Here is a 2,365-nt window from a genome sequence, read left to right on the forward strand (position 1 = left end):
CTTGAGCCTCATGGTCGGCGATAAACGATGAAGGGGCCCGATCGGGCCCCTTCATCGTTCAAGCTGCGGCCGCCATTGGCCTGGTTTTACTCCGCCACAGCGGCCTGGAATTGGTCCGCCCTTTACATCAGCGCCAGCTCGCCGCATCAATCCGGACCGCGCTGCATATCGCTGACCGCGATGCGATCGCGGCCTTCGTCCTGGATGCGGGTACGGTGTTTGCGCCCCACAATCCGTTCGCCCGAACTAGCGTCGGCGCACAGCGCCAGGTTTGGACCGGGTATCAGCGCGAGTTCTACTTCTCGAATGTCGCCTCGCTGGGGCTGATGTGTCTGCTGAAAGCCCTGCAGGCCCGTCCCGATGACGAGGCGGTGGTCCAGGAGATCCTGCACGCCGATGGCTGCCGTGCCTACGTGTATCACCCAGGCGACGGCTGTCGGATCATCGGCGCCGTACTGCATGCCAGGGGGACTGGAGCCCTGCCGGCAATCAAGCCGCTTCCACGGGGTGGCCGACGGGGCAGGCGGCAGGGATCGGCTCTTCAGCTCGACCTGTTCGCGGTCGGGTAGGGCCCACGGAACAGATCCCCCATCGCCCGACGGCGGAACAAGGTGCGCCAGCGTCGGCGTTTATGCTCCGGGCGGTCGTGGTTGATGTGGCAGCGTTGGCAGAAGGCCACGAGGTTACGGTCGAGGTTGTTGGCGGTGTCGTGATCGCGGTGTGCCGCGGCCAGCACGACCCGCGTCGTACGGATGAGGCCGAGATCCTCGATGGTTGGGAGGCTGCGCAGCGGACGGCCCTGCCCATCGCGCCAGGCGCCAATGCCGGCGTCCCACCAGCGCCCATCACCGAGATGGTAGACGGTCTGCCCGTGCGGCCGGCCGCAGCCCTCACAAGCACCACCTGCCCGCCCGAAGCGGATCGTGGCCGAGAGCTGCGGCCAATCGATCGGGTAGAAGAAGCGGTGCTCCCGGCGGATCGGCATCGCTCGATCAATCCTCAGCCCAAACTGTCAGCGAATGAGCTCGACCGCGATACCAAGCGTGTCGGGTAGCTCGGTCCAGGCACGATCGGTGGTCAAGGCTGTCGCTCCCCGCTGCCGAGCGAGTGCAAGACAGGCACGGTCGCCGAGCGACAGTCCAAGGTTCTTGGTCATCGGCCGCAGTATACCCGCCGCACGCGCTTGCGTGTCGTCGAATGGCTCAACCCGGAGGTGCAAGCCACCGACCGCCTGGGCGATACGCACTTCCGCACCGCCGGCATCCGCGAGCTTGGCGTAGACCTCGGAGAGATTGACCGCACTGACCCACGCCCGCGGCAAGCTCGCGATCACCCGCTCCGCACCATGTTCCCCCTTGAGAAGGCACAGCAGGGCTGAAGCGTCGAGAACGAAGAGCTCACTCACGCTCAGCCTCGCTCCGCCGTTCCGCCACAAGCTCGTCGGCAAGATTGACCTCGTTGGGTACGAACTCGCGTACGATCTCCTGGGCCAAGCGAACTGCGGACGTGAGCGATCGGACGTGGAGCCCATCCTCACCCAGTTCAAGCACAACGGTATCCCCGGTATCGATACCGAGCTTGCGCCGGAAGGCAGCTGGAATGATCAGCTTGCCACCATCAATGATTTTGACCGCCTGCGATGCCATGGCCTCGTCGCCTATCCGTACCGATTTTGAGAATCATACCTACGTCATCATAGTTTGCCAACTGCGATGATGTGGTGAGCGATAAATTCCGGCTGCGCTGATGGTTTACGTCTAGGCCATGTCCTCAGTGCCGCGCGGTAAAATGGGTCGTTACGAGCTAGTTGGTCGCGGCCTCCACAAACCGAGCGCTGAAACGTCACATATTCAAGCTACGTGTGCGTTGATGGATCTTAGATGATGTGACGGCTTGTGATACACATCTTGGGGGAATCGAGCGTTTCGCGCATGTCTGTCACGCAATCGCTCGTTTGCGTGACAGGCACGAACGGGGGAGCACCGCAGATCGGCGGCTCTCGGACCCTTGATTGTCATACCGCCTCACGACGCGTGGCCCGTCACGCCCGCACAGGATCACCACCCCATGCTGCTCGGCTACATGCGCGTGTCCAAGGCCGACGGCTCGCAGACGACCGACCTGCAGCGCGACGCTCTCCTCGCCGCCGGCGTCGTACCCGAGCGCTTCTACGAGGATCATGCCTCCGGCAAACGCGACATTCGCCCTGGGCTCGACGCCTGCCTCAAGGCGCTTCGTGAGGGCGACACCCTCGCGATCTGGAAACTCGACCGCCTCGGCCGCGACCTGCGCCACCTCGTCAACACCGTCCACGATCTGACCAAGCGTGGGGTCGGGCTCAAGGTGCTCACAGGCCAGGGGGCCA

5 protein-coding genes are annotated in these 2,365 nt (G+C 63.9%); 1 reads left to right on the top strand and 4 read right to left on the bottom strand.

Annotated features, from left to right (window positions below):
- Positions 1 to 146: 146 nt before the first annotated feature.
- The 4 genes from FV227_RS29445 to FV227_RS28420 form a co-directional block, all read right to left on the bottom strand.
- A complete protein-coding gene (locus FV227_RS29445) occupies positions 147 to 461 on the bottom strand; it encodes a hypothetical protein (RefSeq protein WP_187274997.1) in 315 nt (104 codons plus the stop codon).
- 80 nt (positions 462 to 541) lie between these two features.
- Positions 542 to 985, bottom strand: a complete 444-nt coding sequence (locus FV227_RS28410; RefSeq protein WP_147842164.1) for a hypothetical protein — start codon at positions 983 to 985, stop codon at positions 542 to 544.
- A gap of 27 nt (positions 986 to 1,012) precedes the next feature.
- Positions 1,013 to 1,405: a type II toxin-antitoxin system VapC family toxin gene (locus FV227_RS28415; protein ID WP_147725367.1), complete on the bottom strand. Its 393-nt coding sequence runs from the start codon at positions 1,403 to 1,405 to the stop codon at positions 1,013 to 1,015.
- On the bottom strand, positions 1,398 to 1,646 hold the full coding sequence (locus tag FV227_RS28420; protein ID WP_147725368.1) for an AbrB/MazE/SpoVT family DNA-binding domain-containing protein: 249 nt from the start codon (positions 1,644 to 1,646) through the stop codon (positions 1,398 to 1,400). The genes FV227_RS28415 and FV227_RS28420 overlap by 8 nt, the downstream gene beginning before the upstream one ends.
- A 421-nt stretch (positions 1,647 to 2,067) precedes the next feature.
- Here FV227_RS28420 and FV227_RS28425 point away from each other — a divergent pair.
- Positions 2,068 to 2,365: recombinase family protein (locus FV227_RS28425; protein WP_147860462.1), on the top strand; the 298-nt coding region annotated here is incomplete at its 3' end.

Origin of the sequence: Methylobacterium sp. WL119, from assembly GCF_008039875.1 — a bacterium.
In the GTDB taxonomy this organism is placed as follows: Bacteria; Pseudomonadota; Alphaproteobacteria; order Rhizobiales; family Beijerinckiaceae; genus Methylobacterium.